The organism is Streptomyces sp. NPDC041970 (genome assembly GCF_055588985.1).
The window spans coordinates 17,146-44,104 of record NZ_JBVJCD010000048.1 but is presented as its reverse complement, the minus strand read 5'-3'; the positions used below and the strand labels follow the sequence as shown (position 1 = coordinate 44,104).

Annotated in this window: 20 protein-coding genes and 1 riboswitch; of the genes, 8 read left to right on the top strand and 12 right to left on the bottom strand. The window is 74.3% G+C overall.

From position 1 onward, the window contains the following. Nucleotides 1-130: 130 nt before the first annotated feature. On the bottom strand, nucleotides 131-1,276 hold the full coding sequence (locus ACZ6EJ_RS21505) for a hypothetical protein (protein WP_469269198.1): 1,146 nt from the start codon (nucleotides 1,274-1,276) through the stop codon (nucleotides 131-133). 496 nt (nucleotides 1,277-1,772) lie between these two features. Here ACZ6EJ_RS21505 and sepH point away from each other — a divergent pair, with 496 nt between their 5' ends. Beyond that, nucleotides 1,773-2,834, top strand: a complete 1,062-nt coding sequence (sepH, locus tag ACZ6EJ_RS21500; protein WP_469269196.1) for a septation protein SepH — start codon at nucleotides 1,773-1,775, stop codon at nucleotides 2,832-2,834. A gap of 78 nt (nucleotides 2,835-2,912) precedes the next feature. Here sepH and ACZ6EJ_RS21495 read toward each other — a convergent pair whose 3' ends face one another. Beyond that, nucleotides 2,913-3,743 carry a sulfurtransferase gene (locus ACZ6EJ_RS21495; RefSeq protein WP_469269194.1) on the bottom strand — a complete coding sequence of 277 codons (831 nt, stop codon included), beginning with the start codon at nucleotides 3,741-3,743 and terminating at the stop codon, nucleotides 2,913-2,915. 235 nt (nucleotides 3,744-3,978) lie between these two features. Between ACZ6EJ_RS21495 and ACZ6EJ_RS21490 the strand changes: the two genes are divergently transcribed. Beyond that, nucleotides 3,979-4,755, top strand: coding sequence for a VOC family protein (locus ACZ6EJ_RS21490; protein WP_469269192.1), 777 nt, complete (start codon nucleotides 3,979-3,981; stop codon nucleotides 4,753-4,755). 13 nt (nucleotides 4,756-4,768) lie between these two features. Here ACZ6EJ_RS21490 and ACZ6EJ_RS21485 read toward each other — a convergent pair whose 3' ends face one another. The 4 genes from ACZ6EJ_RS21485 to ACZ6EJ_RS21470 all read right to left on the bottom strand — a co-directional run bounded on the left by ACZ6EJ_RS21485 (nucleotide 4,769) and on the right by ACZ6EJ_RS21470 (nucleotide 10,193). Further along, nucleotides 4,769-5,422 (bottom strand): thymidine kinase, encoded by a 654-nt coding sequence (locus ACZ6EJ_RS21485; protein WP_469269191.1) that lies wholly within the window; start codon nucleotides 5,420-5,422, stop codon nucleotides 4,769-4,771. A gap of 47 nt (nucleotides 5,423-5,469) precedes the next feature. Further along, complete coding sequence (locus ACZ6EJ_RS21480) at nucleotides 5,470-6,657, bottom strand: alkaline phosphatase family protein (protein ID WP_469269190.1); 1,188 nt, start codon at nucleotides 6,655-6,657, stop codon at nucleotides 5,470-5,472. After that, the gene (locus tag ACZ6EJ_RS21475; RefSeq protein WP_469269189.1) at nucleotides 6,657-7,253 is read right to left on the bottom strand and encodes a DUF5998 family protein; all 597 of its coding nucleotides are present in this window, start codon (nucleotides 7,251-7,253) and stop codon (nucleotides 6,657-6,659) included. The genes ACZ6EJ_RS21480 and ACZ6EJ_RS21475 overlap by 1 nt, the downstream gene beginning before the upstream one ends. An 87-nt stretch (nucleotides 7,254-7,340) precedes the next feature. Next, nucleotides 7,341-10,193, bottom strand: coding sequence for a bifunctional acetate--CoA ligase family protein/GNAT family N-acetyltransferase (locus ACZ6EJ_RS21470; protein WP_469269188.1), 2,853 nt, complete (start codon nucleotides 10,191-10,193; stop codon nucleotides 7,341-7,343). Between the two features lie 171 nt (nucleotides 10,194-10,364). Here ACZ6EJ_RS21470 and ACZ6EJ_RS21465 point away from each other — a divergent pair, with 171 nt between their 5' ends. Continuing rightward, nucleotides 10,365-10,646: an HPr family phosphocarrier protein gene (locus ACZ6EJ_RS21465; RefSeq protein ID WP_469269187.1), complete on the top strand. Its 282-nt coding sequence runs from the start codon at nucleotides 10,365-10,367 to the stop codon at nucleotides 10,644-10,646. A gap of 545 nt (nucleotides 10,647-11,191) precedes the next feature. Here the strand turns inward: ACZ6EJ_RS21465 and ACZ6EJ_RS21460 are convergent. The 3 genes from ACZ6EJ_RS21460 to ACZ6EJ_RS21450 form a co-directional block, all read right to left on the bottom strand. After that, nucleotides 11,192-11,974 (bottom strand): M23 family metallopeptidase, encoded by a 783-nt coding sequence (locus ACZ6EJ_RS21460; RefSeq protein WP_469269186.1) that lies wholly within the window; start codon nucleotides 11,972-11,974, stop codon nucleotides 11,192-11,194. 14 nt (nucleotides 11,975-11,988) lie between these two features. Continuing rightward, a riboswitch (cyclic di-AMP (ydaO/yuaA leader) is annotated at nucleotides 11,989-12,152 on the bottom strand. A gap of 218 nt (nucleotides 12,153-12,370) precedes the next feature. Beyond that, nucleotides 12,371-13,741 carry a M16 family metallopeptidase gene (locus tag ACZ6EJ_RS21455; RefSeq protein WP_469269199.1) on the bottom strand — a complete coding sequence of 457 codons (1,371 nt, stop codon included), beginning with the start codon at nucleotides 13,739-13,741 and terminating at the stop codon, nucleotides 12,371-12,373. Between the two features lie 26 nt (nucleotides 13,742-13,767). Continuing rightward, nucleotides 13,768-15,123 carry a M16 family metallopeptidase gene (locus ACZ6EJ_RS21450; protein WP_469269184.1) on the bottom strand — a complete coding sequence of 452 codons (1,356 nt, stop codon included), beginning with the start codon at nucleotides 15,121-15,123 and terminating at the stop codon, nucleotides 13,768-13,770. A 270-nt stretch (nucleotides 15,124-15,393) separates the two neighbouring features. Here ACZ6EJ_RS21450 and ACZ6EJ_RS21445 point away from each other — a divergent pair, with 270 nt between their 5' ends. Next, complete coding sequence (locus ACZ6EJ_RS21445; protein WP_469269183.1) at nucleotides 15,394-17,844, top strand: DNA gyrase/topoisomerase IV subunit A; 2,451 nt, start codon at nucleotides 15,394-15,396, stop codon at nucleotides 17,842-17,844. A gap of 28 nt (nucleotides 17,845-17,872) precedes the next feature. Here ACZ6EJ_RS21445 and ACZ6EJ_RS21440 read toward each other — a convergent pair whose 3' ends face one another. Then, nucleotides 17,873-19,063, bottom strand: a complete 1,191-nt coding sequence (locus tag ACZ6EJ_RS21440; protein ID WP_469269181.1) for a CobW family GTP-binding protein — start codon at nucleotides 19,061-19,063, stop codon at nucleotides 17,873-17,875. Nucleotides 19,064-19,088: 25 nt separating this feature from the next. Further along, nucleotides 19,089-20,234, bottom strand: a complete 1,146-nt coding sequence (locus tag ACZ6EJ_RS21435; protein ID WP_469269180.1) for a citrate synthase — start codon at nucleotides 20,232-20,234, stop codon at nucleotides 19,089-19,091. Between the two features lie 139 nt (nucleotides 20,235-20,373). Between ACZ6EJ_RS21435 and ACZ6EJ_RS21430 the strand changes: the two genes are divergently transcribed. From ACZ6EJ_RS21430 to ACZ6EJ_RS21420, 3 genes are read left to right on the top strand one after another with little or no spacing between them, the layout of a single operon-like run. After that, nucleotides 20,374-21,720, top strand: a complete 1,347-nt coding sequence (locus tag ACZ6EJ_RS21430) for a citrate/2-methylcitrate synthase (RefSeq protein WP_469269178.1) — start codon at nucleotides 20,374-20,376, stop codon at nucleotides 21,718-21,720. Further along, nucleotides 21,717-23,405, top strand: coding sequence for a sensor histidine kinase (locus ACZ6EJ_RS21425; protein WP_469269176.1), 1,689 nt, complete (start codon nucleotides 21,717-21,719; stop codon nucleotides 23,403-23,405). The genes ACZ6EJ_RS21430 and ACZ6EJ_RS21425 overlap by 4 nt, the downstream gene beginning before the upstream one ends. Continuing rightward, nucleotides 23,402-24,076, top strand: coding sequence for a response regulator (locus ACZ6EJ_RS21420; protein WP_469269174.1), 675 nt, complete (start codon nucleotides 23,402-23,404; stop codon nucleotides 24,074-24,076). Before ACZ6EJ_RS21425 ends, ACZ6EJ_RS21420 begins: the two co-directional genes overlap by 4 nt. A gap of 71 nt (nucleotides 24,077-24,147) precedes the next feature. On the opposite strand, the gene ACZ6EJ_RS21415 is transcribed toward ACZ6EJ_RS21420, so the two are convergent. After that, nucleotides 24,148-26,274 carry a DNA gyrase/topoisomerase IV subunit B gene (locus ACZ6EJ_RS21415; RefSeq protein WP_469269172.1) on the bottom strand — a complete coding sequence of 709 codons (2,127 nt, stop codon included), beginning with the start codon at nucleotides 26,272-26,274 and terminating at the stop codon, nucleotides 24,148-24,150. Nucleotides 26,275-26,724: 450 nt separating this feature from the next. Here ACZ6EJ_RS21415 and ACZ6EJ_RS21410 point away from each other — a divergent pair, with 450 nt between their 5' ends. Then, nucleotides 26,725-26,958 carry a DUF7455 domain-containing protein gene (locus ACZ6EJ_RS21410; protein ID WP_047179196.1) on the top strand — a complete coding sequence of 78 codons (234 nt, stop codon included), beginning with the start codon at nucleotides 26,725-26,727 and terminating at the stop codon, nucleotides 26,956-26,958. The last annotated feature ends 1 nt before the right edge of the window (nucleotide 26,959 follow it).

Sequence of the window (26,959 nt, the reverse complement as noted above, 5' to 3'; positions counted from 1 at the left end):
CCCCCCCCCCCCCCCCCCCCCCCCCCCCCCCCCCCCCCCCCCCCCCCCCCCCCCCCCCCCCCCCCCCCCCCCCCCCCCCCCCCCCCCCCCCCACGCCTGTTCCGCCGCCTTCGCACGGGGGGCTTCCGCCTCACGGGGTCCCGGTGCCGGGCGGGGCCTGCTCGCCCGGTGCGGGGCCGCCGCCGGTCGGGGCGGGGGCGGAGGGCTCGCTCGCGCCCTCGCCGGGCGTCGGGGAGGCGGGCGGGACGGGTGCGGTCGGCGCGGTCCCCCCGCCGCCGGACGCCGAGGGCGTCGGCGCGGGCCCGGTGCCCGGCGTCCGGCCGGTGTCGGGGGCCGGGCCGCGGGTGGCGCCGCCGTCCGGGCGCGTGGCGGGCGCCGAACCGGTCCCGTCTCCGGGGGTGCGCGGCTCCTCGCTCCGGCCGCCGTCCCGCCCGTCGTCCTCGGCGGGGGTCGGGTCCGGCGTCGCCGGCGCCGGGGGCCGATCGCCGCCGCCGCGGACGACGGAGCTGATGGTGGTGCCCTGGCCGCCGCCGAGCTGGGTGTCGGAGATCGCCTCGTAGGCGGTGATCCCCGCCATCGACACGGCGAAGACCCCGGCGGCCGCGAGCGCGGGGCGCTTCCAGCCGCGCAGCCGGGTGCCGTGCGTGACGCCGGCGGTGAACGCCTCCTCGTCGGCCCCCTCGGCGGGCCGGACTCGCGGCAGCGCCTGCGTACGGTCCGCTCCAACCCCTGCCGACGGGGCCCGCAGCATCCGGGTCCGCGCGTCTCCCAGGTCCAGGAGCTGCGTGCGGTCGGCGAGCTCCCGCATCCGCGTCCGGTCGGCCTCGGGCCCCGGCCGCTCCGCGGGAGCGGCGTCCGCGGCGAGGGACGGCATCTGCGTGGCGTCGGCGTCCTCGGCCCGCTCCCCCGGCCGCGCGGCGTCCGCGGCCACCGTCGGGAGCACCGCGGTGGCGTGGTCCGCCGGTTCGGCCTCCGAACGCCGCGCGGGCCGCCGCTCCTTGGTGTGCACCGTCACCTGGCGGCCCTCCGGGTGGGTCACCTGGACCGTCACTTCGCGGATCTGCTCGCCGGTGCGGCGGAAGAAGTGCTGGAAGACGGAGCCTCCGCAGGTGGCGACGACGCTCATCACGCCGGCTCCGGCGATCGTGCCGTACACGCCCAACTGGGACGCCAGCACGGCGGCCGCGACTGCCGCCACGGCGCTGCCCGCCACCTGGGGCAGGCTCAGATCTATACGCCTTTCCTTGGTTTCCGGGTCGCTCTCCGGCTTCTGCACTGTTACCAGCCTCTGCTTGACATCTCTCCCACCATGCAACAGGAAGGGACAAATGAGCGAAGCAGATAGTTCCGTTTCAGGTGATTGTGTGAAGGACGCCACGCACCGGGGCCCTTCCAGGGAGAACTGGGTAACCCGACTCCCGCGCCCCGCGGCAAGTCCAGCGGCGCGCCGCTCCACCCCGGTGGCCCGAATGGAGTACTGTGACGAGCCCTGGGGCGGTCTCCCACGTGGGAGTCCGCGGCTACGGAAGGGGGCCGACGGCGGCACTCGAACCGGCGGCGCCACGGCATCGCACGGGAGCTTGCTGCACAGAGCGGCCAAATCGGTCACTTTGGGATGCAAGGGATATCGTGTCATGGCGGCGTTCCAGGGCGAGCGCCCGACACGCGGGCAACTCGGCAAGGTTGTGGCAGGCTGCACCCGGGCAGGTCACACTCGACTAGCGGAAGCAGCGACGCACGTGACGTCGGCAGGCACCACCCGGGAGGTCCCCATGCCCGAACTGCGTGTCGTGGCCGTCTCCAACGACGGCACACGACTGGTGCTCAAGGCTGCGGACAGCACGGAGTACACGCTTCCGATCGATGAGCGGCTGCGCGCCGCGGTCCGCAACGACCGCGCCCGGCTCGGCCAGATCGAGATCGAGGTGGAGAGCCACCTCCGGCCCCGCGACATCCAGGCCCGCATAAGGGCCGGAGCCTCCGCGGAGGAGGTCGCCCAGTTCGCGGGCATCCCCGTCGACCGTGTACGCCGTTTCGAGGGCCCCGTGCTCGCGGAGCGCGCCTTCATGGCCGAGCGGGCCCGGAAGACCCCCGTGCGCCGTCCCGGCGAGAACACCGGCCCCCAGCTCGGCGAGGCGGTGCAGGAGCGCCTGCCGCTGCGCGGGGCCGACAAGGAGACCGTCCAGTGGGACTCGTGGCGCCGCGACGACGGCACCTGGGAGGTCCTGCTGGTCTACCGGGTCGCGGGCGAACCGCACTCGGCGAGCTGGACGTACGACCCGCCCCGGCGGCTGGTCCAGGCCGTGGACGACGAGGCGCGCTCGCTGATCGGCGAGACCGACGACGTCGCAGCGCCCGAGCCCAGCTTCCCGTTCGTCCCCCGGATCGCCCGGCTGCCGCGCGACCGGCCGCTGGACCGCGCCCTGGACCGGCAGATCGAGCGCCCCGCCCCGGCCCCGGTCGAGCCCGAGGAGTACACGGGCGGCGCCTCGGCCGGTGAGCGGGACTCGCTGACCAGCCTGCTGGAGGCGGTGCCGAGCTTCCGCGGCGACATGGTCGTGCCCGATCGGCTCTCGTCGCCCGAGCCCCCCGCGCTCGAACCGGCGTTGGACGAGGAGGAGGCGGACGAGCCGCCGGCGGCCGCCGCGTCGGCCGGCGCCGGGTCCGCGTACGCGGACGTGCTCATGCCCAAGGCCGTGGCCGGCCACCGGGACCGGCTGACCGGGACCACCGACCGCCAGGCCGAGGCGGACGGGGTCCGCCCCGGTCGCCGGGCCGCCGTGCCGAGCTGGGACGAGATCGTCTTCGGCACCCGCCGGAAGAAGCAGGACTGACCGGAGAGCGACGACCGGTGGGTGAGGGGCCCGTACGCGACCGCGTACGGGCCCCTCGCCGCCGTCCGGCCGGCGGGCTCAGCGGGGCTCGGGCCCCGTGGCGACCGGTCGGGCCGGGTCCGAGGACCACTCGGACCAGGAGCCGGGGTACAGCACGCCCCGGAACCCCGCGATCTCCAGGGCCAGCACCTCGTGGGCGCCGGAGACCCCCGACCCGCAGTAGACGCCCACCCCCTCGGCGCTCCGCTCCGCCCCGAGCGCCGCGAAGCGTGCGGCGAGCCGCTCGGCGGGGAGGTAGCGGCCGCGCTCGTCGACGTTCTCGGCGGTCGGCGCGGAGACGGCGCCGGGGATGTGGCCGCCGACGCGGTCGATCGGCTCCACGTCGCCCCGGTAGCGCTCCGCCGCCCGCGCGTCGAGCAGCAGACCCGACCGGGCGAACGCCGCCGCGCCGTCCGCGTCCAGCGTGGGCATGGCCCCCGGCTTCGGCCGGAAATCCCCCTCGACGGGGTGCGGGATCTCGGTGGAGAGCTCGCCCGTCCACGCGGCGAGGCCGCCGTCCAGCACCCGTACGTCCGGATGCCCCGTCCAGCGCAGCAGCCACCAGGCGCGCGCGGCGGCCCATCCCTGCCCGCCGTCGTACACCACGACCGGGGTCTCCCGGCCGACCCCGGCGCGGCGCATCACGGCGCCGAAGTCCTCCGGGTCCGGCAGGGGGTGGCGGCCGCCGCTGCCCGCCGGTCCGGCCAGCTCCGTGTCGAGGTCGACGAAGACCGCACCGGGCAGGTGGCCGGCCTCGTAGTCGGGGCGGCCGTGCGCCCCGCCGAGCTGCCAGCGGACGTCCAGGAGCACCGGCGGCCGCGGTCCGGCCGACTCGCTCGCACACGCGGATGCGGTGATGATGGGCTTCATGCGGGCCATCCTCGCGCAGAGACCGCGGCGTCCGTAACAGCGCCGGGGCGGACATCCCATAACGAAACGGCCCCGGCCGGTCGAGAACCCGCGGAACGCGGCGCGGCCGGAGCGCCTCACGCGTCGTGTGGTGCGAGCATCGGCACGGGGCACGGGGACCACGTCCCGACCGGCGGCGCCGTAGGCGTCCCGGACCCCGTACGGCCACCACAACGGTCCGAGGAGAGATACGACGATGACCGAGGCTGCCGCTCGGCGCACGCCCGGAACACCTTGCTGGGTGAGTCTGATCGTGCACGGCCTGACCACGACCCAGCGGTTCTACGAAGCCCTGTTCGGCTGGGAGTTCCGGCCCGGCCCCGACCAACTGGGCCCCTACGTCCGCGGGCTGCTGCACGGGAAGGAGGTCGCGGGCATCGGGCAGTTGGCGCCCGAGCGGCACCTCCCGATCGCCTGGACCACCTATCTGGCGAGCGACGACGCCGACGCGACCGCGGAGGTGATCCGCGCCTGCGGGGGGACGGTGGCGGTCGGCCCGCTGGACGCGGGCGAGGCCGGACGGCTCGCCATCGCCTCGGACCCGAGCGGGGCGGTCTTCGGCGTCTGGCAGGGCGCGGAGCACAGCGGCACCATGACGGCCGGCATCCCCGGCACCCCCGTCTGGAACGAGCTGGTGACCCAGGAGACCTCGACGGTGGCGAAGTTCTACCAGACGGTCTTCGGCTACGCGACGGAGGCGGTGGTCTCGGCCGACTTCGACTACCAGACCCTGCTGGTGGAGGGCAGGCCGGTGGCGGCCCTCCACGGGGTCGGCACCGCCCTGCCGCGCGACCGGGGGCCGCACTGGATGACCCACTTCGAGGTCGCCGACCCGGACGCGGCCGCGGCGCGCGTGGTGGAGCTGGGCGGACGCGTCGTGCAGCCGCCGCGCGAGGGGGCCGGCGGCCGGGCGGCGACGGTCGCGGACCCGGAGGGAGCCGTGTTCACCGTCGTCCGGACCTCCGGGGAGTGAGGCGGTCTCGCCCTCAGCCTTCGGCGGCGACCGGCAGGACGTCCGGGGACAGGCTGCCGGCGCCGGCCGTCCGGGCGGTCGCCCGGCGGCGGTGGTGGCGGCGGCACAGCACCTCGTAACCGACCTCGCCGGCCTGGCGGTTGACGTCGCCGACCACCACCTGCGCGCCCTCCACGACCATCCGGCCGTCCACCGTGCGGGCGTTGTGCGTGGCGCGGGCGCCGCACCAGCACAACGCCTCCACCTGGAGGGCCTCGATGCGGTCGGCCAGCTCGATCAGGCGCTGGGAGCCGGGGAACAGCTTCGTGCGGAAGTCCGTGGTGATGCCGAAGGCGAAGACGTCGAGCCCGAGGTCGTCGACGACCCGCGCGAGCTGGTCGATCTGGGCCGGGGCGAGGAACTGCGCCTCGTCCACGATCACGTAGTCGACCCGGCCGCCGCGGCTGACCCGGTCGACGATGTGCGCGTAGAGGTCCATGCCCTCCTCCGCCTCGACGGCGTCGGTGACCAGGCCGAGACGGGAGGAGAGCTTGCCCTCCCCGGCGCGGTCGTCCCGCGTGAAGATCACGCCCTGGAGGCCGCGCGCCGAGCGGTTGTGGCCGATCTGGAGGGCCAGCGTGCTCTTTCCGCAGTCCATGGTTCCGGAGAAGAACACCAACTCGGGCATGAGGGGTCGAGCACCTTTCACAGGGAGGGACGGTCGGGCGGGGGCGGTTACGAGCGTACTTCGAGGAGCGGCACGAGCTGTTCCACGGGGGTCAGGGAGCCGTGCACGCCGGCCATCGCCGACTCGTGCGGCTCGTTGACCGAGGCGGTGATGATCACGTCGTCGTGGGCCGCGGCGACGACGTCGCCGATCCGGCCGTACACCCGCTCGTCGATCCGCGGCCCGAACCAGCCCGCCGCGATCGCCTCGTCCCGGCTCGCCACCCAGAACTGCTCGCCGAGCACCTCGCGCCAGACGGCCAGGACGTCGGCCTGCGCGCCGGGATGGGCGTAGACGTGGCGGGCGCGCCCCTCGCCGCCGAGGAGGGCGACGCCCGCGCTCAGCTCCCAGTCCTCGTCGAAGTCGATCCGGGACCGCTCGTCGAACGGGATGTCGATCATGCCGTGGTCGGCGGTGATGTAGAGCGCCGAGCGGGGCGGGAGCTGCTCGGCGAGCCGGCGGGCGAGCCCGTCGACGTACATGAGCTGGCCGCGCCAGGCGTCGGAGTCCACGCCGAAGCGGTGGCCCCTGGCGTCGACCTCGCTGTAGTACGTGTACACGAGGGAGCGGTCGCCGGCGGCGAGGCGCTGGGCGGCGACGTCCATCCGGTCCTCGCCGGAGAGCCGGCCCAGGAAGGAGCCGCCGCTGAGCGCGACCTTGGTGAGCGGGGTGCGCTCGAACGTCGGCGCGGAGACCTGCGCGGTGCTCACGCCCGCGGCGTCGGCGAGCTGGAAGACGGTGGGGTGGGGCTGCCACACCTTCGGCTCGGTCCACGGCTGCCAGCGGAGCTGGTTCATCAGCGCGCCGGACTCCGGGTCGCGCACGGTGTAGCCGGGCAGGCCGTGCTCGCCGGGCGGCAGCCCCGTGCCGACCGAGGCGAGCGAGGTCGCCGTGGTGGAGGGGAAACCGGCGGTGAGCGGGCGGCCGGTGCCGCCGCGCGAGGTCGGCAGCAGGGAGTGCAGGAAGGGCGCCTCGTCGGGGTGGGCGGTGATCTGCTCCCAGCCGAGGCCGTCGATCAGGAAGACGCAGTTGCGGTCGGCCGGGGCCAGTTCGGGGATCGCGGCGGAGAAGCCGGGCACCTCCTGTCCGGCGACGAGCGTCGGCAGCAGGTCCGCGAGGGAGCCCCCGCCGTACTCGGGCACGGGCGCGGTGTCCAGCGGCAGCGGGTCGGGGTCGTGCCAGTCGGGCTGGGCCATCAGCGGCCGGTCGCCTCGGTGGCGGCCGTGGCCTCGGAGAGCGCCTGGGCGAAGGCGAGGGTCTGGCGGACCGTGTCGGGGCCGTCGCCGGCCTCGCTGACCCGCAGGCTCAGGTCGTCGGCGGTGGAGCTGCCGGTGTAGCCGTGGTCGGCGTCGCAGGCGGAGTCGCCGCAGGCGGCGGGCTCCAGGTCGATCCGGGAGACGGCGCCCCAGCCGATGGTGAGGACGACCTCGCGGGGCAGGGCGCCCGGAACGTACTTCTCCGGGTTGGCCACCACCCGGCTGACCACGACGGAGGAGATGCGGTCGAGCTTGACCGACTCGGTGGAGGTGGTGGCGTACGGGGTGGGCGAGCTGGTGTCGGCGGCCTGTTCGTCGGTGTGGCTGACGATGAACCGCTGCTCCGTCAGGACGAGGACCGTCACATGGCGGCGCACCTCGTTGGAGTCGAAGGTGGTCTCCTGGTGCACCAGGTACGAAGCGACCGGCTCCCCGCCGACGGCGGCCTCCACCGCCTCGGCCACGAGGGCCGGGTAGTAGCCGCTGCGCTCGATCGCCGCGCGCAGCCCCTGGGTCGTCGTACCGGTCTTTGCCATGAGCACCATCCTACGGCGGGCCGGTGACTGCCGGGGACGCCCCGGCGGACGGGTGCGGGGCGTCCGCTTCCGGCCGCGGGGCCGCCGTCAGTAGTTCGGGAGGCGGCGGGGGCCGAGGTCGCCGCGGGCGGGCGGCGGGGCGAGCCGGACGCTCGCGCTCAGCACGGTCAGGCCGTGCGGGGCCACCACGACCGGTTCGAGGGCGACGGACACCACCTCGGGGTGGTCGTCGACCAGCCGGGACAGCCTCAGCAACAGCTCTTCGAGCGCCGCCGTGTCGACCGGGGCCGCGCCGCGCCAGCCGAACAGCACCGGGGCCGCCCTGATCGACCGGACCAGCTCGGCGGCGTCGCGGTCGGTCGCCGGAACCAGCCGGTGGGCGGTGTCGCCCAGCAGTTCGGAGGGGGCGCCCGCCAGGCCGAAGGAGAGGACGGCTCCGGCGGCCGCGTCGATGGAGGCCCGTACGACGGTGTCCACGCCGCGCGGGGCCATCGCCTGGACGACGGGGAGCAGTTCGGCGGGGGCGCCGAGGAGGTCGGTCAGCTCTCCGTACGCCCGGCGCAGCGCCTCCTCGTCGGCGAGGTCGAGGCGGACCCCGCCGAGGTCGGCCCGGTGGCGCAGGTGGGGCGCGGTGGTCTTCAGCGCCACCGGGTAGCCGAGCGAGGCGGCCGCTGCGACGGCCGCCTCGGGGTCCGGGGCGGGCGCCGCGCGCCGGACGGCGATGCCGTAGCGGCCGAGCAGTTCGCGGGCCTCGTCGGAGGCGAGGGGCCGGCCGCGCGGGCCGGGGGCGGTGGCGAGCTGGGCCTCGATCAGGGCGGCGGCGCCGGGCTCGTCGATGGTGTCGTCGAGGAATTCGGGGACCTTGCCGGGCGCGGCCGCCTGACGCCTCCACTGGGCGTACTTCACGGCCTCGGCGAGGGCGCGCACCGCGCGTTCGGCGGCCGGGTACGCGGGAATGCGGCCGGGGCGGCCGGGCTGTTCGGCGTCGGCCTCCTCGGGGCGGTCCTCCGGCGCCGCCCCGGCCGCCCGGACGGGCGGGGGCGGGGTGGGGCGGGGGCGCGGGGCGGCGGTGCCGGCGGCGGCGGCAAGCGCCTCCGCGAGGCCGCCGATCTCGACGTGGACGACGGCCACGGGCTTGGCCGGGCCGCCCGCGGCGGCCTTGCTCAGGGCGGCGGCCAGCACCTCGCCGTCGCCGGTCTCGGCCTCCCCGTCCTCGCCGACCCACGGGATGGCCGTGACGATCACGGCGTCGCAGGCCGCGTCGGCCAGCGCCTCGGCGAGGGCGTCGCGGAAGTCGCGGGGGGAGGCGGCGGTGGTGAGGTCGCGCGGCGGGCGCGGGCGCAGCCCCTCGGCGAGGCAGGCGTCGTAGGTGAGCAGGCCGAGGGACTCGGAGTTGCCGAGGATCGCGACGCGGGGACCGGCCGGGAGGGGCTGGTCCGCCAGCAGGAGCCCGGCGTCGACCATCTCGGTCACCGTGTCGACGCGGATGACGCCGGCCTGGCGCATCAGGGCGGAGACGGTGGCGTCGGGGATGCGGCTGACGGGAACCGCGTGGCCGGGCGGGGTGGAGCCGCTGTGCCGGGCCCCCTTGACCACGACGACGGGTTTGACGGCGGCGGTGCGGCGGGCGAGGCGGGTGAACTTGCGGGGGTTGCCGATGGATTCGAGGTAGAGCAGGGCGACGTCGGTGTCCGGGTCCTCGAAGGAGTACTGGAGGAAGTCGTTGCCGGAGACGTCGGCCCGGTTGCCCGCCGAGATGAACGAGGACAGGCCCGCCCCGCGCCGGTGGAGGCCGGAGAGCAGGGCGATGCCGATCGCGCCGGACTGGGTGAACAGGCCGATCCGGCCGCGGGCGGGCGACTCGGGGGCGAGGGAGGCGTTCAGCCGGACGGCCTCGGCGGTGTTGATGATGCCGAAGGCGTTCGGCCCGATGATCCTCATGCCGTACGAGCGGGCCTGGCGGACCAGTTCGCGCTGGAGCTCGCGGCCCTCGGCGCCGCGCTCGGCGTATCCGGCGGAGAGGACGACGAGGCCCTGGACGCCGTGCTCCCCGCAGTCGGCGACGGCCTCGGGCACCCGGTGGGCGGGGACGGCGACGACGGCGAGGTCGACCCGCTCGTCGATCTCGCCGAGCGAGCGGTGGGCGGGCACCCCGTCGAGGGTCGTCGTGCCCGCGTCGAAGGCCCGGTTCACGGCGTACGCCCGGCCGGTGTAGCCGGCGGCGAGGAGGTTGCGCAGGACGGTGCGGCCGACGCCGCCGGGGGCGCGCCCGGCGCCGATGACCGCCACGGAGCCGGGGGCCAGGAGGCGCTGCACCGAGCGGGCCTCGGCGCGCTGCTCGCGGCCGCGCTGGACGGCCAGGGACTCCTCGGTGGGTTCGAGGTCGAGGGTGAGGTGGACGGAGCCGTCCTCGAAACTGCGGCGCTGGGTGTACCCGGCGTCGCGGAACACCTTGATCATCTTGGTGTTGGCGGGGAGCACCTCGGCGGCGAAGCGCCGGATGCCGCGCTCGCGGGCGACGGCGGCGATGTGTTCGAGCAGCGCCGAGGCGACCCCGCGGCCCTGGTGGTCGTCCTGGACGAGGAAGGCGACCTCGGCCGCGTCGGCGGGGGCGGAGGCGGGGCGGCCCCGGTCGTCGATGCGGTCGTAGCGGACGGTCCCGATGAACTCGCCGCCGATGGTGACGGCCAGCCCCACCCGGTCGACGTAGTCGTGATGGGTGAAGCGGTGCACGTCCCGGTCGGACAGCCGGGGGTACGGGGCGAAGAACCGGTAGTACTTCGACTCGTCGGACACCTGCTCGTAAAAGCTGACCAGTCGTTCGGCGTCGTCCGTGGTGATGGGCCTGATGCGCGCGGTGCCCCCGTCGCGGAGCACCACGTCCGCTTCCCAGTGGTCGGGGTACGCGTGATGCGGACTCTGCTCCGGCGTGGGCTGCATGGGCCCCAGCCTACGGCGGACACCCCGGTCGCGGACCGGGTGGAGCCGGGGCAGGCTGGGGAGCCCCACCCGCGGGCGGCCGCGGCGGGGGCGGGCTGGAGGCCGGGCACAGCACCGCGCACTGCATGAGAGACTGGTCTAGACAACCGTTGATATGTGAAGGGCAGAACCATGGCTGAGCGCCGCGTAAACGTCGGTTGGGCCGAGGGCCTGCACGCCCGCCCCGCTTCCATCTTCGTCCGTGCCGCCACGGCGTCCGGCGTCCCGGTGACCATCGCCAAGGCCGACGGCGACCCCGTCAACGCCGCCTCCATGCTCGCCGTGCTCGGCCTGGGCGCGCAGGGCGGCGAGGAGATCGTGCTCGCCTCCGACGCGGACGGCGCCGAGGCCGCTCTGGACCGGCTGGCGAAGCTGGTGGCCGAGGGTCTGGAAGAGCTTCCCGAGACCGTCTGACCCGCCGGGCCCGGCACGCCGGGTCCGCTCCTCCGGCCCGGTCGGCCCCCGCGATCGAGCGGGTCGGAGTTCCTGTCGCGCGAGAGCCGCGGCCCCTCACCGGGCCGCGGCTCTTTCGCGTTCCCGCGTCGGCGGCGGGCGGGCGCTCGCGGATCGCGTCGTCCGCGGCGGGTGGCGGGTGGTGGGCCGGGTGCCCTCGGAGGGGCGGTGGGCGCGACGGTCGGCGGTGGGCTCGGGTGCACGCCCTGGCTCGGGTTCGAGCGGCGCGCGACGGGTCGGCCGGGGATCCTCCGGACTCGGCGCGATACGGGCGGGTCGACCGGTGCCCCGCCGGGCGCGGCGCGGCGCGGACGGATCGGCCGGGGACCCGCCGGGCGCGGCGCGGCGCGGACGGATCGGCCGGGGACCCGCCGGGCTCGATGCGGCGCGGGCGGGTCGACCGGGCCCCGCCGGGCTCGGGCGGGCGCGGCGGGTCGCGGACGGTACGCGGACGGCCCCGCACCGCCGCGCGGTGGCGGGGTGCGGGGCCGTGCGGACCCGGTGGGTCAGAGGCTCAGGCCGTGGGCGCGCAGATAGCCGACGGGGTCCATGTCGGAGCCGTAGGCGGGGCTGGTCCGGGCCTCGAAGTGCAGGTGCGGGCCCGTGGAGTTGCCGGTGGAGCCGGAGAGCCCGATCTGCTGGCCGGAAGCGACGCTCTGGCCGACGAAGACGCCGATCGAGGAGAGGTGGCCGTACTGGGTGTACGTGCCGTCCGCCATCCGGAGCACGATGTTGTTGCCGTACGCGCCGCCCCAGCCGGCCTCGACGACCGTCCCGGCGCCGACCGCGACGACGGAGCTGCCGGAGGGGGCGAGGAAGTCCACGCCGGAGTGGCTGCCGGAGGACCAGAGCGAACCGCCGGACCGGTAGCCGGTGGTGACGTGGCTTCCGGCGACCGGGAGGTGGAAGGCGTTGAGCCGGGCGCGCTCGGCGGCGCGGGCGGCGCGGGCCTTCTCCTCGCGGATCTCCGCGGCGCGGGCCTCGGCCTTGCGTCGGGCCTCCGCCTTGGCCTTCGCCCGGGCGGCGGCCTTGGCCCTCGCCTCGGCCTGCTCCTGCTGCGCCTGCGCCTGGGCGTCGATCTGCTCGGCGAGGGAGGCGTCGAGGGCGATGGCCTGGGTGAGGCCGGTGTCGGCCGCGCCGGGGGTCTCGGTGTCCGCGGCGAGGGCCGGGGAGGCCAGCGAGCCGATGACCCCGGTGCCGGCCAGAGCCGCGATGCCGGCCGCCCGGGCGCCCCGGCGGGCGAGGCGGCTGGAGGCGCGGTGCTTCCCGGCAGGACGGGTGAACGCCATGGAGGGGCTGAATCCTTTCCTTCCTTCTCGCCTACCGGGTTAGCTGACGGGTTCGGAGCAGGAAGGTCTCCTACGGACACCGCCCCCATCCGGGCGCGGCCTCCGATTCACCCCAGGGACTGTGTGGGTCCCCGGCTCCCCAGGCTCGCGCCTGACGGGGACTCGGCGATGACTGCCCGGCGCCGCGGCTGCGGCATACGGGTGACGGACAGCGGAGCCGACGCTAAGCCGGACGGCTTCCCGACGCCAAGCCGATCAGACGATTTGTCGCACATCCCACAGGGCGGAACACCCTCTTCTCCGCGAAATCCAACAGAGCGCCCGTATCGGGCAAAGGGGAGGAACCCGGCGGACTCTCGTCCGCCGGGGTCCTCCTCGTCCGGATGCGCCGAGGTGTCAGCCGGTGACGACGGAGACCTCTCCGATGCTGAGGGCCTTCACGGGCTCCGCGATCCGCGCCGCGTCCCCCACCAGGACCGTGACCAGCCGGTCCACCGGGAAGGCGCTGACCACCGCGGCGGTCGCCTCCACGGTGCCCGTCTCCGCCAACCGGGCGTAGAGGCGGGCCTGGTAGTCGTCGGGGAGGTGCTGCTCGACCTGGTCGGCCAGCGTGCTCGCGACGGAGGCGGCGGTCTCGAACTTCAGCGGGGCGACGCCCACCAGATTCTGCACGGCCGTCTCGCGCTCGGCGTCGGTCAGCCCTTCGGCCGCCAGCGTGCGCAGGACCTTCCACAGGTCCTCCAGCGCCGGACCGGTGGACTCCGTGTCCACCGAGCCGCTGATCGCGAGCATGGCCGCGCCGCCCGCGTCGGGGCCGCTGGAACGCAGCACCTGGGCGAAGGCGCGCACCCCGTAGGTGTAGCCCTTCTCCTCGCGCAGCACCCGGTCCAGCCGGGAGGTGAGCGTGCCGCCCAGGCAGTACGTGCCGAGCACCTGCGCGGGCCACACGCTCTCGTGCCGGTCCGGGCCGATGCGGCCGATCAGCAGTTGGGTCTGGACCGCGCCCGGACGGTCCACGATGACCACCCGGCCGGTGTCGTCGGCGGTGATGGGCGCGACCGGGTACTCCCGGCCCGCGTCGCCCGACCAGTCGCCGAGGGTGTCGGCGAGCAGGGCGTCGAGGTCGATGCCGGTGAGGTCGCCGACGATCACGGCCGTCGCGGTGGACGGGCGGACGTGGGCGTCGTAGAACGCGCGCACCGCGGCCGCGTCGATCCGCCGGACCGTCTCCTCGGTGCCCAGGCGCGGACGGGACATCCGCGCGGTGGCCGGGAACAGCTCCTTGGAGAGCTGCTTGGCGGCGCGGCGGGAGGGGTTGGCCTGCTCGTGCGGGATCTCGTCCAGCCGGTTGCCGACGAGGCGCTCGATCTCGCTCTCGGTGAAGGCCGGGGCCCGCAGCGCCTCGGCGACCAGCCCGAGGGCCTTCGCCAGCCGGGAGGCCGGGACCTCCAGGGAGACCCGGACGCCGGGGTGGTCGGCGTGCGCGTCGAGGGTCGCGCCGCAGCGCTCCAGCTCGGCGGCGAACTCCTCGGCGCTGTGCTTGTCCGTGCCCTCCGAGAGCGCCCGCGACATGATCGTGGCCACGCCGTCCAGGCCCTCGGGCTCGGCGTCCAGGGGCGCGTGCAGGAAGATCTCCACCGCGATGACCTGCTGGCCGGGGCGGTGGCAGCGCAGCACGGTCAGCCCGTTGGGCAGGGCGCCGCGCTCGGGCGCCGGGAAGGCCCAGGGGCGGGCCGTGCCGGCGGTGGGCTGCGGGTGGAACTGCATGGCTACTCCAGTCACGGCGGCGTCGCTCACTTGGCCGCCCCCTCGTGGGCGTCGGCGCCGTCGGCGGCCTCGTCGGACGGCTCGATCGGCTCGTACACCAGCACCGCGCGGTTGTCGGGGCGCAGGGCCGCCGCGGCGGCCGCGCGCACCTCGTCCGCCGTGACGTCCAGCACGCGGCCGACGGCGCTCAGGGCGAGCTGCGGGTCGCCGAACAGGACCGCGTAGCGGCACAGTTCGTCGGCGCGCCCGGCGACCGTGCCGAGCCGGTCCAGCCACTCGCGCTCCAACTGCGCCTGGGCCCGCTCCATCTCCTCGGGGGTGGGCCCCTCGGCCGCGAACCGGGCCAGCTCCTCGTCGACCGCGGCCTCGATCTGCTCCACCTCGACGCCGCCGGACGTCTTCACGTCCAGCCAGCCCAGCGAGGGCGCTCCGGCCAGCCGCAGCAGGCCGAAGCCGGCCGCGACCGCCGTACGGTCGCGGCGGACCAGGCGGTTGTGCAGCCGCGAGGACTCGCCGCCGCCCAGCACGGTCAGCGCGAGGTCCGCGGCGTCGCAGGCGCGGGTGCCGTCGTGCGGCAGCCGGTAGGCGGCCATCAGCGCACGCGCCGGGACCTCCTCGTGGACCACTTCGCGCAACTGCTCGCCGATGGTCTCGGGCAGGGCGCCGTCGCGCGGGGGCTGCTTGCCGTCGTGGGCCGGGATGGAGCCGAAGTACTTCTCGATCCACGCGAGCGTCTGCTCGGGGTCGATGTCGCCGACCACCGAGAGCACCGCGTTGTTGGGCGCGTAGTACGTACGGAAGAACGCGCGGGCGTCCTCCAGGGTGGCCGCGTCCAGGTCGGCCATGGAGCCGATCGGGGTGTGGTGGTAGGGGTGGCCCTCGGGGTAGGCGAGGGCGGTCAGCTTCTCGAACGCGGTGCCGTAGGGCACGTTGTCGTAGCGCTGGCGTCGTTCGTTCTTGACGACGTCGCGCTGGTTCTCCATGGACTCCTCGTCGAGAGCGGCGAGGAGGGAGCCCATGCGGTCGGCCTCCAGCCAGAGCGCCAGCTCCACCTGGTGGGTGGGCATGGTCTCGAAGTAGTTGGTCCGCTCGAAGCTGGTGGTCCCGTTGAGCGAGCCCCCGGCCCCCTGGACCAGCTCGAAGTGGCCGTTCCCCTTGACCTGGCCCGAGCCCTGGAACATCAGGTGCTCGAAGAGGTGCGCCAGGCCGGTGCGTCCCGCGACCTCGTGGCGCGACCCGACGTCGTACCAGAGGCAGACCGCGGCGACCGGGGTCAGATGGTCCTCGGAGAGCACCACACGCAGGCCGTTGGCCAGGCGGTGCTCGGTCGCTGTCAAGCCGCCGGAGCCGGCCTGTGCGGTGGCCGTGTGACCCATGGGCATGTACGTCCCTTCGATCGCGATGCTGGACTTTCTGCCAGACCTGCCACTCTAGGCAAGCGCACCGGCGCCTGGCGAAGTTCCCGTTCGGCCGATGTTTCCGTCGATGGTGTCGCGGGCGGGTCCCCGCGGCCCGCTTCGGACGGGTCGAGGTCCGCGCTGTCAGTGCGGCGGTCCACAATGGACCGCGTCAGCAGCTCGTGTCGCCAGCTCGTGTCACCTCGAACAAGCTCAGGTCGCCCGAACAGAATCCGTGAAGGAGTCGCAGCCGCGATGGCCCGCCGTAGCACGAAGACCCCGCCGCCGGACGACTTCGAGGAGAAGATCCTCGACATCGACGTCGTCGACGAAATGCAGGGCTCCTTCCTCGAGTACGCGTACTCGGTGATCTACTCCAGGGCCCTGCCCGACGCCCGTGACGGCATGAAGCCGGTGCACCGCCGCATCGTGTCCCAGATGAACGAGATGGGGCTGCGCCCCGACCGCGGCTACGTGAAGTGCGCCCGCGTCGTCGGCGAGGTGATGGGCAAGCTGCACCCGCACGGCGACGCCTCGATCTACGACGCCCTGGTGCGGATGGCGCAGCCGTTCTCGATGCGGCTGCCCCTGGTCGACGGCCACGGCAACTTCGGCTCCCTGGGCAACGACGACCCGCCGGCGGCGATGCGTTACACCGAGTGCCGGATGGCCGACGCCACCTCGCTGATGACCGAGGCGATCGACGAGGACACCGTCGATTTCCAGTCGAACTACGACGGTCAGGAGCGCGAGCCGGTCGTCCTCCCGGCCGCCTACCCCAACCTCCTGGTCAACGGGGTGTCCGGGATCGCCGTGGGCATGGCGACGAACATGCCCCCGCACAACCTGGGCGAGGTCATCGCCGCCGCCCGGCACCTGATCAAGCATCCGGGCGCCGACGTCGAGACGCTGATGCGCTTCGTCCCCGGCCCCGACCTGCCCACCGGCGGGCGCATCGTCGGACTCTCCGGCATCAAGGACGCGTACACGGCGGGCCGCGGCTCGTTCAAGATCCGCGCCACCGTCGCCGTGGAGAACGTGACCGCCCGCCGCAAGGGCCTCGTCGTCACCGAACTGCCCTTCACCGTGGGCCCGGAGAAGGTGATCGCCAAGATCAAGGACCTGGTCTCGGCCAAGAAGCTCCAGGGCATCGCGGACGTCAAGGACCTCACCGACCGGTCGCACGGACTGCGCCTGGTCATCGAGGTGAAGAACGGCTTCGTCCCCGAAGCGGTGCTGGAGCAGCTCTACAAGCTGACGCCGATGGAGGAGTCCTTCGGCATCAACAACGTGGCGCTGGTCGACGGCCAGCCGCTCACCCTCGGCCTCAAGGAGCTGCTGGAGGTCTACCTCGACCACCGCTTCGAGGTGGTGCGCCGGCGCAGCGAGTTCCGCCGCACCAAGCGCCGCGACCGGCTGCACCTGGTCGAGGGCCTGATCGTCGCGCTGCTCGACATCGACGAGGTCATCCGGATCATCCGGGACAGCGACAACTCGGCGCAGGCGAAGGAGCGCCTGATGGCGCACTTCTCGCTCAGCGAGACCCAGACGCAGTACATCCTGGACACCCCGCTGCGCCGGCTCACCCGGTTCGACCGGATCGAGCTGGAGGGCGAGCGGGACCGGCTCAACGGCGAGATCGAGGCGCTGACCGCGATCCTGGAGTCGGACGCGGAGCTGCGCAAGCTGGTCTCCTCGGAGCTGGCCGCGGTGGCGAAGAAGTTCGGCACGGACCGGCGCACGGTGCTGCTGGAGTCGGCCGGTTCGCAGATCGCCTCGGTGCCGCTGGAGGTGGCGGACGACCCGTGCCGGGTGCTGCTCTCCTCGACGGGCCTGCTGGCCCGGACGGCCAACGCCGACCCGGTAGAGGTCTCCGAGGACGCCCGGCGGACGAAGCACGACGTGATCGTCTCGGCGGTCGCGGCGACGGCCCGCGGCGACGTCGGGGCGGTGACCTCAGCGGGCCGGCTGCTGCGGCTCTCGGTGATCGACCTGCCGCAGTTGCCGGACACCCACGCCGAGCCGAACCTCTCGGGCGGGGCGCCGATCGCCGAGTTCCTCAGCCTGGAGCCGGACGAGGAGCTGATCTGCCTGACCACCCTCGACGAGTCCTCGCCGGGCCTGGCGATCGGCACGCTCCAGGGCGTGGTGAAGCGCGTCGCGCCGGACTATCCGGCCAACAAGGACGAGCTGGAGGTCATCACCCTCAAGGACGGTGACCGCATCGTGGGCGCGACCGAGCTGCGCACGGGCGAGGAGGACCTGGTCTTCATCACCTCCGACGCCCAGTTGCTGCGCTATCCGGCGGCCCAGGTGCGCCCGCAGGGGCGGCCCGCCGGAGGCATGGCGGGCGTGAAGCTGACGGCCGGGTCCGAGGTGCTGTCGTTCACGGCGGTGGACCCGGCGTCGGACGCGGTCGTGTTCACGGTGGCCGGCTCGCACGGGACGCTGGACGACTCGGCGCTGACGTGCAAGCTCACCCCGTTCGACCAGTATCCGCGCAAGGGCCGGGCGACCGGCGGGGTGCGCTGCCAGCGGTTCCTCAAGGGGGAGGACGTCCTGGTGTTCGCCTGGGCCGGGGCCACCCCGGCCAGGGCCGCCCAGAAGAACGGCGCTCCGGCCGAGCTGCCCGAGCCGGACCCGCGGCGCGACGGCTCGGGCACGCCGCTGCACCAGCCGGTGGCCGTCATCGCCGGTCCGGTGTAGGCGGTACGCGCGGGGCGGTCCGGGGGCCTCACGCCTCCGCGGCCGCCTCCTCCTCCTCCCGTACGGCGTCCGCGTCCGGAGCGGGCTCCGCCTCCCGTACGTAGCGGAGCACGCCCCACATGGCGCGCTCCGCCGCGTACGGGGCGTCCGGCGATCCGGCCGACGGGTCCGGCAGCGTGTCGGCATCGGTCTCGGACGCGTCGGCGTCGGCGAGGCAGCCGGCCAGGGCGGCCCGCAGCGCCCCGGCGTCGATGCCCGCGCCGATCAGGACGAGCCGGCTCAGCCGCGGTTCGTCCCGCGCCCACGGCCGCGGGACGAACCGCAGGAACCTCCCGACCGCGTGGAGGGCGTACGCGTTCGCCGGGTCCCCCGCCCCGAAGTCGGCGAACCCCTTGATCCGGTAGAGCCCTTCGGGCCGGGAGTCGAGGAAGGCCATGAAGCGGCGGGGGTCCAGCGGCACGTCCGAGGTGAAGTCGACGCTCTCGTACGCCGCGTGCAGGTGCTCCCGATGCGCCGCGCTCCCCTCGTCGCCCGCTCCCCCGCCGTCGCACTCCGCCTCGCGCAGCAGGTCCTCGAAGGTGAGCTGACGGGTCTTCTCCTCGTGGTCGGGGCGCAGGGCCGGGTCGAAGAGCAGCGCGGGATCGATCCGGCCGTGCGTGGCGGAGACGACGGCGGCCGGGCCGCACAGCGCCCCCACCCGCGCCCGCAGCTCGTCGTGCTCCGCCGCCCCGATCCGGTCGGTCTTGTTCAGGACGACGAGGTCCGCGACGGCGAGATGGCGGTCGATCTCCGGGTGCCGCTCGCGGGTGCGGCCGAACTCCGCCGCGTCGACGACCTCGACGAGTCCGCCGTACTGGATGCGCGGATCGTCGCTGGCCAGCACCATGCGCACGAGCTCCTGCGGCTCGGCCAGGCCGCTCGCCTCGATGACGATCACGTCGAGCCGGGCGGAGGGCCGGGTCAACGTCTCCAGGAAGGCGTCGAGCTCGCTCGCGTCGACCGCGCAGCACAGGCAGCCGTTGCCCAGCGAGACCGTCGAGCCGACCTGCCCCGAGACGGTCATGGCGTCGATCTCGATGGCCCCGAAGTCGTTGACGACCACCCCGATCCGGGTGCCCTCCCGGTTGCGGAGCAGGTGGTTGAGGAGGGTGGTCTTGCCTGATCCGAGGAAGCCCGCCAGGACGACGACCGGGATCTGCGGGGTGCGGGGCGGGGTCAACGGGGGGGCCTTCCTGGGGGCGTCGTCAGGGTGCCGGGACCGGCTGCGGCGGGGGTGGGCCGACATAGCGGGCCGCCGGGCGGATGATCTTCGAGTCCTCCGCCTGCTCCAGGATATTGGCGCTCCAGCCGATCATCCGCGCGGCGCAGAAGGTGGGGGTGAACATCGGGCGCGGCAGCCCGCACAGCTCCATGACCACTCCGGCGTAGAACTCGACGTTGGTGTGGAGCTCACGGCCCGGCTTCAGCTCGGCGAGGATGGCCTCCACCCGCCGCTCCACCTCCACGGCGAAGGCGACGAGCGGTCCGCCGAAGTCCTCGGCGAGGGTCCTGAGCATCCGTGAGCGCGGGTCCTCGGTGCGGTAGACGGGGTGGCCGAAGCCCATGATGCGGCGCCCGGAGAGGACCTGTTCGCGGATCCAGCCGTCGATGCGGTCGGGCCGGCCGATGGCGTCGAGGGTGTCCAGGGCCCGGCTGGGCGCTCCCCCGTGCAGCGGTCCGGAGAGGGCGCCGACGGCGGCCACGAGACAGGCGGCCAGGTCGGCCCCGGTGGAGGCGACGACCCTGGCGGTGAAGGTCGAGGCGTTGAAGCCGTGGTCGACGGTCGAGACGAGGTAGCGCTCGACGGCCCGGACCCGTGCGGGCTCGGGCTCCGACCCGGTCAGCATGTAGAGGTAGTTGGCGGCGAAGGCCAGGTCCTCGCGGGGCTCGACCGGATCCAGGCCCTCGCCCAGGCGGTGCAGCGCGGTGAGGATCGTCGGGACGGCCGCGCAGACGGCCAGGGCGTCCTCCCGTCGGCGCTCGGCCCCGATGTCGTACACCGGGCGGAAGCCGGCCGACGCCCCGAGCAGGGACAGCGCGGTGCGCAGTCCGGCGAGCGGCCCGGAGGCGGCCCCGGCGCGGGCGATGGCGGGCAGCGCATCGCGGACCTCGGCGGGCAGCGCGCGCAGCGACGCCGTACGGGCGGCGAAGTCGGCGGCGGCCGCCCGGTCGGGCAGCTCGCCGTGGAACATCAGGTGCCACACGTCCTCGAAGGGGCGGGTGCGGGCCAGCTCGATCGCCGAGTACTGGCGGTAGTGGTAGAAGCCCTCGCGGCCTCGGACATCCCCGAGGGCGGTGTCGGTGACGACGACGCCGGCGAGGCCGCGGGGGGCGGCAGGGGTGGTGGTCATGGCCGTGCTCTCTTTCCTCCACAGGATATTGATACGACTGTCCATGCTTGACTGAATGACTGTCAATATTGATTGAATCAATGTCAATCCGAGGAAACCGGCGGCTGACCATGGACGCGGGGTGGATACGGTGGTCGCCATGACGGATCAACCAGCCCCCGGTGCTCCTGCCGGCCTCCGGCTCACCACACGGGAGGCGGCCGACCTGCTGGGCGTGAAGCCGGAGACGGTGTACGCCTACGTCAGCCGCGGCCAGTTGACCAGCGCACGGGCCCCCGGCGGGCGGGGCAGCACGTTCGACGCCGACGAGGTGCGGGCACTGGCCCGGCGCTCGGGACGGCGCGAGGCCCACCAGAGCGCCGGAGGCGGCCTCGTCTTCCGGACCGGCCTCACGCTCATCGAGGCGGACCGCTACTGCTTCCGCGGGGTCGACGCCGTGGAGCTGGCCCTGCGGCACGGTTACGAGGAGGTCGCCGAGTGGCTGTGGACGGGGACCCCCCGTCCCGGCGCGCGCTTCACCGCGCCCGCCGAGGCCCTCGCGGCGGCCCGCCGGGCGGTGGGCGCGCTGCCCGCGCACAGCGGCTCCACGGACCGGTTGCGGGTGGCGGTGACCGCCGCCGCGGTCACGGACCCGCTGCGGTTCGACCTCGCGCCGCGGGCCGTGCTGGACAGCGCGCGCGGTCTGATCCCCACGCTGGTGGGCGCACTGCCGGTGCTCGGCGGCCCGTCCGCCGAGGAGGACGGCGGGCCCGCCCCCATGGCGCACGCGCTGTGGTCGCGGCTCACCCCGCTGCCGGCGGACGCCCCCTCCCTCGCCGTGCTGGACGCGGCGCTGGCACTCCTGGTCGACCACGACCTGGCGGCCTCCACCCTGGCCGCCAGGGTCGCCGCCTCCGCCCGCGCCCACCCCTACGCCGTGGTCTCCGCGGGCCTCGGCGTCCTGGAGGGGCCGCTCCACGGGGCGGCGAGCGGGGCGGCCCACCGGATGCTGCGGGAGGCGGTGGACCGGGGCAGCGCGGTGCCCGTGGTGGCCGACCATGTGCGGGCCGGACGCCCGGTGCCGGGCCTGGGCCACCGGCTGTACCGGGGCGAGGACCCGCGGGCGACGGCCCTGTTCACCCTGCTGGAGGACGTGCCGGAGGCGGCCGGGGCGCTGGCGGCGGCGCGCGAGACGGTCGCCGCCGCCGCGCGCCACGCCCCGCTGCACGCCAACGTCGACCTGGCCCTGGCCGTCCTGTCCGTCGCGCGGGGGATGCCGGCGGACGCGGGCGAGACCGTGTTCGCGGTGTCCCGCACGGCGGGCTGGATCGCCCACGCGCTGGAGGAGTACGCCGAGAGCCCCCTGCGCATCCGCCCCAGCGGGCAGTACACCGGCCCCCGCCCGCCTCGGCCGCTGCCCGCGCCCGACGGCGGGCCGGGCCCGCGGGCGGAGCGCGGGGGCGTGGTCCCGCCCCCGCCGCCCGGCCGTCCACCGCTCCCCGGATGAGCACCGCCTCGGCCGCCGTCCGGGGCCCGCGCCGGTTCGGCCGGCCGCGACGGGTCTTCTCGCAGGTCCTGCTGATGCAACTGGCCGTCGTCACCGGCGTCACCGTGCTGGTCACCGGCCTGTTCCTGGCCCCCCTCGGGGCCCAACTGGACGACCAGGCGATGCGCCGCGCGCTGGCCATCGCCCAGAGCACCGCCGCCCAGCCGGGCATCGCCACCGGCCTGCGCACCACGGCCCCGTCCGGGCACGGCCCCGTCCAGGCGGCGGCCGAAGGGGTCCGCCGGGCCACCGGCGCAGAGTACGTCGTCGTCATGGACCGGCGGGGGGTTCGGTGGTCGCACCCCGAGCCCTGCCGGATCGGCGGAGTCGTCTCCACCGACCCCGAAGCCGCCCTGAGCGGCCGGGAGGTGATGGAGATCGACAGCGGGACGCTCGGCCGTTCCGCGCGGGGCAAGGTCCCGCTCCTCGGCCCCTCCGGCGAGGTGGTCGGCGCGGTGTCGGTGGGCATCGCCTACGACAGCGTCCGCGCCCGGCTCCTCGCGGCGATACCGGGGCTGCTGGCGTACGCGGGCGGAGCCCTGGCCGTCGGCGCGCTCGCCGCCTGTCTGATCTCCCGCCGGCTCCAGCGTCAGACCCATGACCTGGCGTTCTCCGACATCGCCGCGCTGCTGGCCGAGCGCGAGGCCATGCTGCACGGCATCCGCGAAGGGGTCGTCGCCCTCGACGCGGCGGGCCGCGTCCGGCTGCTCAACGACGAGGCGCAACGGCTGCTCGGGCTCGGCCCGGAGGCGGCGGGCCGCCCGCTGGAGGAGGTGCTGGACGGCGGCCGGACGGCGGACGTCCTCGCCGGGCGGGTGGTCGGCGACGACCTGCTGGCCGTACGGGGCAACCGGGTGCTCCTGGCCAACCGGATGCCCACCGACGACGGCGGGGCCGTGGTCACCCTGCGCGACCGGACCGAGCTGGAGCGCCTCGGCCGCGAACTCGACTCCACCACGGGGCTGATCGACGCCCTGCGCGCCCAGGACCACGAGCACGCGAACCGGCTGCACACCCTGCTGGGGCTGCTGGAGCTGGAGATGCACGAGGACGCGATGGAGTTCGTCACGGAGGTGGTGGGCGTGCACCGGGCGACGGCGGAGCAGGTCGCCGAGAAGGTCCGGGACCCGCTGCTGGCCGCCCTCCTGGTCGGCAAGGCGGCGGTCGCCGCGGAGCGCGGCGTCGCGCTGCGCGTGGCGGGCGGCTCACTGCTGCCGGACCGGGTGGTCGACCCCCGCGGCCTGGTCACCGTGGTCGGGAACCTCGTCGACAACGCCATGGACGCGGCGGCCGGGTCGACCGGGGCGCTCGTCGAGGTCGGCCTGCGGACGGAGGACCGTACGGTGGTGCTGCGGGTGCGCGACAGCGGTCCCGGCGTCCCGCCGGGGCAGCAGGCGTCGATCTTCACGGAGGGCTGGTCCACCAAGGAGGTCCCGGCGCACGGCAGGCGCGGCCTCGGGCTGGCGCTGGTGCGGCGGCTCGCGGAGCGCCACGGGGGCAGCGTGGCGGTCGCGGACGCGGAGGGCGGCGGGGCGGTGTTCACGGTCGTGCTCCCCGAGGCGCTGGCGGAGCCCGCCGCGGCCGCGAGCGGCGAGCCGGACCCACCGCCCCCCGTGCGTGCGGTCCCGGCGGGAGGCGAGCGGTGATCGAGGTCCTGATCGTGGACGACGACGTGCGGGTGGCGGGGATCAACGCGGCGTACGTCGACAAGTCGCCCGGCTTCCGGGTGGCCGCGCGGGCCCACTCGGCGGCCGAGGCGCTGGCGGCGGTGGAGGGCGTCCCCGTCGACCTGGTCCTGCTCGACCACTACCTGCCCGACCGCGACGGCCTCTCCGTCGTACGGGAGCTGCGGCGTCTCGGCCGGCAGGTGGACGTGATCATGGTGACCGCCGCGCGGGACGTCGCCACCGTGCAGGACGCGATGCGGCACGGGGCGCTCCACTACCTGGTGAAGCCGTTCACGTACGCGGGCCTGCGCGCGAAGCTGGAGGCGTACGCGGCCCTGCGGCGCACGCTCGACGGCGGCGGGGAGGCGGAGCAGGCGGAGGTGGACCGGCTCTTCGGCGCGCTGTGGGCGACCGGGGAGCCGGACCTCCCCAAGGGCCACTCCCCCACCACCGCCGAGCTGGTCCGCCAGGCCCTGCGCGGCGCCGGCGGGCCGCTCTCCGCCCAGGAGGTCGCGGACAGCGCGGGGATGAGCCGGCAGACGGCGCAGCGCTACCTGAAGCTGCTGGAGCGCACCGGCAAGGTCCGGCTGACCCTGCGGTACGGGGAGACGGGCCGCCCCGAGCACCGCTACGCCTGGGCCGCGGGCTGAGCGACGCCCCCGCACACGCGGCCCCCGCCCTCCGGCGGGTCCGGGAGCGGGGGCCGAGCGGTACGCGGGGCTCAGGCGTCGATGCGCGAGCGGTCCAGGGTCGCCGCCGAGCTGGTGATGAACTCCTTGCGGGGCGCGACCTCGTTGCCCATCAGCAGGTCGAAGACCTGCTCGGAGGATTCCAGGTCCCCGATGTTGATGCGGCGCAGCGTGCGGTGGCGCGGGTCCATCGTCGTCTCCGCGAGCTGGTCGGCGTCCATCTCGCCCAGGCCCTTGTAGCGCTGGATGGACTCCTTGATCCGCACGTTCTTGCGCTGGAACTCCAGAAGGGTCTGGCGCAGCTCGTTGTCGGAGTAGGTGTAGACGTACTTGTCCTGGCCCCTCTTGGGCTGGACCAGCTCGATCCGGTGCAGCGGCGGCACGGCGGCGAAGACCCGCCCCGCCTCGACCATCGGGCGCATGTAGCGCTGGAAGAGGGTCAGCAGCAGGCAGCGGATGTGCGCGCCGTCGACGTCGGCGTCCACCAGCAGGACGATCTTGCCGTAGCGGGCCGCGTCGATGTCGAACGTGCGGCCCGACCCGGCTCCTATGACCTGGATGATCGCCCCGCACTCGGCGTTCTTCAGCATGTCCGAGACGGACGACTTCTGTACGTTGAGGATCTTGCCGCGGATCGGCAGCAGCGCCTGGAACTCGCTGTTCCGAGCCAGCTTGGCGGTGCCGAGCGCCGAGTCGCCCTCGACGATGAACAGCTCGCTGCGCTCGACGTCGTCGCTGCGGCAGTCGGCGAGCTTGGCGGGCAGCGAGGAGGACTCCAGCGCGGTCTTGCGGCGCTGGGCGTCCTTGTGCTGGCGGGCCGCGATCCGGGTGCGGGCGGCGGCGACGGCCTTCTCCAGGACGGCCCTGGCCTGGGCCTTGGCGTCGCGCTTGGTGGAGGTCAGGAACGCCTTGAGCTCCTTGGCGACGACGTTGGCGACGATCCGGTTGGCCGCCGAGGTGCCGAGCACCTCCTTGGTCTGCCCCTCGAACTGCGGCTCGGCCAGCCGTACGGTGACGACCGCGGTGAGGCCCTCCAGCGCGTCGTCCTTGACGATGTCGTCCTCGGCGACCCGGAGCATCTTGGCGGAGCGCAGGGCCTCGTTCACCGTCCTGGTCAGGGAGCGTTCGAACCCGCTGACGTGGGTGCCTCCCTTGGGGGTGGCGATGATGTTGACGAACGACCTCAGGGTGGTGTCGTAACCGGTGCCCCAGCGCAGCGCGATGTCGACGCCCAGCTCGCGGGTGACCTCGGTGGCGGTCATGTGGCCGCGCTCGTCCAGGACGGGGACGGTCTCCTTGAACGTGCCCGTGCCGCTGAGGCGCTGGACGTCGCAGACCGCCTTGTCCTGGGCCAGGTACTCGCAGAACTCGCTGATGCCGCCGTCGAAGCGGAACGTCTCCTCGGTCTTGCCCTCGCCGTCGATCCCCCGCTCGTCGCGGACGATGATCGTGAGGCCGGGGACGAGGAACGCCGTCTGGCGGGCCCGCTGGTAGAGCGTCTCCAGGTTGAGCTTGGCGTCCTTGAGGAAGATCTGCCGGTCCGCCCAGTAGCGCACGCGCGTGCCCGTGCGGGTCTTGGGGACGCGCTTGCCCTTGCGCAGGCCGTTGGCCGGGGTGAAGGGGCCCTCGGGGCCCTGCTCGGCGAACGCGCCGGGGACGCCGCGCCGGAAGCTGATGGAGTGGGTCGCGCTGTTGCGGTCCACCTCGACGTCCAGGCGGGCGGAGAGGGCGTTGACCACGGAGGCGCCGACGCCGTGGAGACCGCCGGAGGCGGCGTAGGAGCCGCCGCCGAACTTGCCGCCGGCGTGCAGCTTGGTCATGACGACCTCGACGCCCGAGAGCCCCGTCTTGGGCTCGACGTCGACCGGGATGCCCCGGCCGTTGTCGCGCACCTCCACGGAGCCGTCGTCGTGGAGGATGACCTCGATCTGGTCGCAGTGCCCGCCCAGGGCCTCGTCGACGGAGTTGTCGATGATCTCCCAGAGGCAGTGCATCAGGCCGCGGCTGTCGGTGGAGCCGATGTACATACCGGGGCGTTTGCGGACCGCCTCGAGCCCTTCGAGGACGAGGAGGTGCCGCGCGGTGTAGTTGGAGCTGTCCCGGTCGCCGCCTGCTCCGGTCAGCATCGCGGTGGACGGCACGGATGTTTCGGCGGTCACGCGGGTTCGCTCCTCGCTGAATTTCAACTGGGGCACCCGTGGGTACGGGGCTGGGCTTCGGTTGCCGCTGAGAGCCTACAGAGGCCTGGTAGAGCGGTTGTAACGCCACCCTCGGGGAATCCTCATGCTAGTCGAGCCCAATCCGGGCTCGCATACGTGTTCGATCATCCGTGGGGGTGACGTGCACATCACGTTCCCTTCGAGGCATGAACCATTTAGGCTCCGGGCACGTCCTCATGAACAAACCGGCAAGCCGGCCGGCGGGACACACCCCCTGAGACAAGCAATGCGAAACCGTAGCGCTCCACATACGGCACATTCGCCGCCAACCGGCAGCAGACAGCCACACCGAGAAGAAGTTTCGAAGAAAAAGCCACGAGCGGGAACGTTTTCGGCCTGGTTGGATGTTGACCCTGGTACGACAGCTCGTCGAGCTAGAGAAGAGGCGACGTGACTACTGTTCTGACCCCCGCGAGCCCGCTGACCGCAGCAGACCGCTGTGACCGTTGCGGCGCCCAGGCATATCTGCGCGTCGTCCTGATCAGCGGCGGTGAACTGCTCTTCTGCGCCCACCACGGGCGCAAGTTCGAGCCGGAACTCAAGAAGATCGCCGCGGAAATACAGGATGAGACGGATCGGCTGACCGCTGTCCAGGCGGCCGCTGCCGACGAGGACCAACACTGAC

What these genes read in the sequence shown, in the direction of transcription:
- sepH (WP_469269196.1), top strand. Translation starts at nt 1,773, where the DNA reads ATGCCCGAACTGCGTGTCGTGGCCGTCTCCAACGACGGCACACGACTG.
- ACZ6EJ_RS21495 (WP_469269194.1), bottom strand. Translation starts at nt 3,743, where the DNA reads ATGAAGCCCATCATCACCGCATCCGCGTGTGCGAGCGAGTCGGCCGGA.
- ACZ6EJ_RS21490 (WP_469269192.1), top strand. Translation starts at nt 3,979, where the DNA reads ATGACCGAGGCTGCCGCTCGGCGCACGCCCGGAACACCTTGCTGGGTG.
- ACZ6EJ_RS21485 (WP_469269191.1), bottom strand. Translation starts at nt 5,422, where the DNA reads ATGCCCGAGTTGGTGTTCTTCTCCGGAACCATGGACTGCGGAAAGAGC.
- ACZ6EJ_RS21480 (WP_469269190.1), bottom strand. Translation starts at nt 6,657, where the DNA reads ATGGCCCAGCCCGACTGGCACGACCCCGACCCGCTGCCGCTGGACACC.
- ACZ6EJ_RS21475 (WP_469269189.1), bottom strand. Translation starts at nt 7,253, where the DNA reads ATGGCAAAGACCGGTACGACGACCCAGGGGCTGCGCGCGGCGATCGAG.
- ACZ6EJ_RS21470 (WP_469269188.1), bottom strand. Translation starts at nt 10,193, where the DNA reads ATGCAGCCCACGCCGGAGCAGAGTCCGCATCACGCGTACCCCGACCAC.
- ACZ6EJ_RS21465 (WP_469269187.1), top strand. Translation starts at nt 10,365, where the DNA reads ATGGCTGAGCGCCGCGTAAACGTCGGTTGGGCCGAGGGCCTGCACGCC.
- ACZ6EJ_RS21460 (WP_469269186.1), bottom strand. Translation starts at nt 11,974, where the DNA reads ATGGCGTTCACCCGTCCTGCCGGGAAGCACCGCGCCTCCAGCCGCCTC.
- ACZ6EJ_RS21455 (WP_469269199.1), bottom strand. Translation starts at nt 13,741, where the DNA reads ATGCAGTTCCACCCGCAGCCCACCGCCGGCACGGCCCGCCCCTGGGCC.
- ACZ6EJ_RS21450 (WP_469269184.1), bottom strand. Translation starts at nt 15,123, where the DNA reads ATGCCCATGGGTCACACGGCCACCGCACAGGCCGGCTCCGGCGGCTTG.
- ACZ6EJ_RS21445 (WP_469269183.1), top strand. Translation starts at nt 15,394, where the DNA reads ATGGCCCGCCGTAGCACGAAGACCCCGCCGCCGGACGACTTCGAGGAG.
- ACZ6EJ_RS21435 (WP_469269180.1), bottom strand. Translation starts at nt 20,234, where the DNA reads ATGACCACCACCCCTGCCGCCCCCCGCGGCCTCGCCGGCGTCGTCGTC.
- ACZ6EJ_RS21430 (WP_469269178.1), top strand. Translation starts at nt 20,374, where the DNA reads ATGACGGATCAACCAGCCCCCGGTGCTCCTGCCGGCCTCCGGCTCACC.
- ACZ6EJ_RS21425 (WP_469269176.1), top strand. Translation starts at nt 21,717, where the DNA reads ATGAGCACCGCCTCGGCCGCCGTCCGGGGCCCGCGCCGGTTCGGCCGG.